At 72.1% G+C, this 3,956-nt stretch carries 2 protein-coding genes; both read right to left on the bottom strand.

Annotation, left to right across the window (positions count from 1 at the left end; translation table 11 throughout):
• On the bottom strand, positions 1 to 387 hold a 387-nt coding region (locus K304_RS0120485; RefSeq protein ID WP_027765251.1), incomplete at its 3' end, for a beta-ketoacyl synthase N-terminal-like domain-containing protein.
• Positions 388 to 629: 242 nt separating this feature from the next.
• Entirely contained in the window at positions 630 to 3,929 is a 3,300-nt protein-coding gene (locus K304_RS30280) for a type I polyketide synthase (RefSeq protein ID WP_078529428.1), read from the bottom strand.
• Positions 3,930 to 3,956 lie beyond the last annotated feature (27 nt).

Here is a 3,956-nt window from a genome sequence, read left to right as displayed (position 1 = left end):
GGTCTCCAGAACCAGCCGCTGCTGCGGATCCATCGACACCGCCTCACGCGGCGACACCCCGAAGAACCCCGCATCGAACCCCTCCACACCGGAGAGGAACCCACCCTCACGCGCATAGCTCTTCCCCACCGCTTCGGGATCCGGATCGAAGACATCCAACCCGTCCCACCGCGACGGCAGACCACCCACCGCATCACCACCCGCGGCCAACAACTCCCAAAAACTCTCCGGCGAATCGATCCCACCCGGCAAACGACACGCCATCGACACCACCGCAATGGGCTCCTGCTGCCGGGCCTGACGCGCCTCCAGGCCCGCTGCACGCTTCTGCAGCGCACGAATTGCGGGCAGCGCGGCTTCCATCCGGTCCTGGTTTGAGATCGACACCATTGAGCCTCTCTGCACGGCCTTCGGCGGGCGAAAAGTGTCCCGGCATACACATCACGAGACTCGTCCAGCCAAGAGGCGGCCGCTTGAGCCCGGGTGTAGTCGTCCTCGCGCCTGGATTCGTCCGGGAACGCGACCGGCCCCCGGAGCGAGGCAGCCGGACAGGCGGTGCCAGGCGCTCCGAGGGCCGAGAGCCGTAGCTCGTGGGGCGGGGGACGGGGGACGGGGGACGACGTCGATTCTCAGTCGAAGTCGTGACCCGAGGCTTCCAGCAGTGCGTCGAGTTCGGCGTTGATGTCGTCGACCGACCGCCCGACGTCCAGCACGCCCACGCCCTCCGAGCCGTCCGGCCCGGCGACCGGTTCCTCGATCCCGAGGGCCTCCAGACCGCTGAGTCCGGCCGCGAGGGCAGCCGACGCGTCGAGCGACTCCGCGTCTGCCGTGCGTCCGCCCGAGGGCGCCTCGCGGGCGAGTTCGACCATCCGGTCGAGCAGGCCGCTGCTGCGCAGCCGGTCGGCGGTCAGCCGGTGGAGGGCCCAGCCGAGGAGGGCGTCGGCGTCTCCGCTGCCTCCGGCGGCGACCGGTTCCCGCGCTTCGTCGGCGGTGTCGGCGGTGTCGGCGGGGAGAGCGAGACGGGTCAGCACGAGCTCTGCGATTTCCTCGGGTGTCGGGTAGTCGAAGGCCAGGGTCGCCGGCAGCGACGTGTCGGTGGCCGCGACGAGGCGGCGGCGCAGTTCGACGGCCATGAGGGAGTCGAGGCCGAGTTCCTTGAGTACCCGATCGGGACCGAGGGGGCCGCCTGCCTCGAGGCCGAGCACGGTGGCGACCTCCCGGAGGACGACGTTCAGCACGATGTCGGGGCGGTCCTCGGCGGGGGCCGTCAGCAGCCTCTCGCGCAGGCCGTCCGGGGCGGAGCCGGCCTGCGCGGGTGCGGCTGTGCGCCGGGGTGCCCGGAGGAGTGCCCGGAACAGGGCCGGGCTCTCCTCCCCGGCGTCCACGGCGTGCTGCGCGGCGCGCAGATCGAGCTTGGCGGGCACGAGGTTGCCTGCGGGACGGGCGAGAGCCGCGTCGAGGAGTGACAGTCCTTGGGCGAAGGGCAGTGGCGCGATGCCCTGGCGGCGCATGCGGTCGAGTTCGACGGCTCCGAGGTGCGAGGTCATGCCGACGCCTTCCTGTTCCCACAGTCCCCACGCCAGCGCGGTGACCGGCCGGCCCTCGGCCCGTCGGCGGGCGGCGTACGCGTCGAGCCAGGCGTTCGCCGCGCCGTAGACGCCTTGCCCGGCCGTGCCGACGGTGCCCGCTGCGGAGGAGAAGAGCATGAAGGCGGCGAGGTCCAGGTCGGCGGTGAGTGCGTCGAGGTGGAGGGCTCCCAGGACCTTCGGCGCGGCCACACTGACGAAGCGTGCGCCGTCCTGGCCCAGCAGCAGGCCGTCGTCCAGCACGCCCGCGAGGTGCAGGACCGCGGTCCACGGGTGCGCGGCGTCGGCGAGGCCGAGGACGCGAGCCACGTCGTCGTGACGGGTGACGTCGCAGCGCACCACGCGGACCTGCTCCGCCCCGTCGTCCTGGAGGGACCGGACGAGTGCTTGCGCACCGGGGGAGTCGGCGCCGCGACGCGACGTCAGGACGAGGTGGCGCACGCCGTGGTGGCGGACGAGGTGACGGGCGGTGGCCCGGCCCAGTTCCCCCGTGCCTCCGGTGATCAGTACGGCACCGTCGGGGTCGAGCACGGGGACGTCGGCATCGGCGTCGGCGTCGGCGTCGGCGCGGAGCAGTCTCGGGGCGAGCACGTCGCCCCCGCGGACGGCGAGTTCCGGCTCTCCGGTGACGGCGAGCGCGCGGGCCGGGGGACCGGGATCGCTACAACCGGGGTCGAGATCGAGGAGACGGAGGATGCGGTCGGGGTGTTCGGCGCGCGCCGAGCGGACGAGCCCCCACAGCAGCGCGTACGGCAGGCCCTCGACGCGGTCGCAGGGAGCCGCGGCCACGCTGCCCCGGGTGACGAGAACGATCTCCGTGGTGGCGAGCCGCTCCTCGTGCAGCAGGGCCTGAAGCAGCGGAAGGACCTGCTCGGCGACGTGGTCGACCGCGTCGGACGACGCCGCTGGGAACGAGGGGATTCCACTCAGGTCGACGGCGATGCGGGCCGGCGACTCCGCGCGGGCATCCAGCCACGCCGACAGCGCGGGCACACCCGCCAGCCCGGGCGACTCCAGGAGGGAGGCGAGCTCCCCGCTCACGGTGAGAACGGCGTCCGTGTCAGGGCTCACGGGAGTGTCGGGAACGTCCACCGGCCGGAACGTCAGACGGTGCAGCCCGTCGATCGCCCGCCCCCGCGCGGAGCGCAACTGGTCTGCGGTGGCACGGCGCAGGTGGAGGCCGCCCACGCGGACCACCGGCTCCCCGGCCGCGTCCACGGCCCACAGACGGACTTCCTGTCCCTGTTCGGACGACGTGACGTCGATGCGTACCCGCAGTTCACGGCTGCCCGTCGCGTACAGGTCGACGTCCGTCCACTCGAACGGGAGGAGCGCCCCCTCGGGCTCGGGCGCGCCATCCGAGGTGAGGACGCCCTTCATGACATGCAGGGCGGTGTCGAGGAGCGCCGGCTGGATACCGAAGCCGTCGGCGGACAGGGGCTGGGGGAGCCGGACCAGGCCGTAGGCGGTGTCACCCTTGCGCCACAGCTCCGTCAATCCCTGGAAACCCGGACCGTAGTCGATGCCCTGAGCGGAGAAGCGCGCGTAGAAGCCGTCGAGCGTCACGGACTCGGCTCCCTGCACGGGCCACCGCCGGAGGTCCGCGAACTCCCCGGACGGCTCGGGCGGGGCTGCCTGCGGCGACAGTTCGCCGGTCGCGTGCTGCGTCCAGGGCCCGGGGGCGTCCAGCGTCTCGGGGGAGCTGTGGATGGCGAGCGACCGGCGACCGTCGGCCTGCGGCGCCCCGACCATGATCTGGAGCCGCACGGGCGGGTCGATCAGCAGCGGCTCCGTGAGGGTCAGTTCCGCGACGCCGGCCGCCCCGACCTCCTGTGCAGCAGTGAGGGCCAGTTCGAGGAGTCCGGTCCCGGGAACCAGCACCGTCCCGAACGCGGCGTGTTCCGCCAGCCACGGCTGCTGCGCCAACGACAGCCGGCCCGTGAACAGAACCCCTTCACCATCGGCCAACGTCGTCACCGCACCCAGCCACGGATGCCCCGACACCTCCAACCCCACCGACCGCACATCACCCGTCCGCGCACCCGAGGACTCCAGCCAGAACCGCTCCCGCTGAAACGCATACGTGGGAAGCCCGACCAAACCACCGCCCGCAGGCAGAACCCGGCCCCAATCCACCTCCACACCACTCACATGCAGCAGACCCAGATTCCGCAGCAACCGCCCCCGGCCACCCTCACCACGAGCCAGCGAACCCACCACCACACCGCCACGCCCAGCACACGCATCCGTCAACGGCATCGACAACACCGGATGCGCCGACACCTCCACAAACACCCCATGACCATCATCAAGAAGCCGCTCCAAAGCCCTGTCGAAACGCACCGGCTGCCGCAGATTCCGGCACCAATA

Source organism: Streptomyces sp. CNS606 (genome assembly GCF_000426325.1).
The sequence above is the reverse complement of the archived record's forward strand: the minus strand, read 5'-3'. Positions and strand labels throughout refer to the sequence as shown.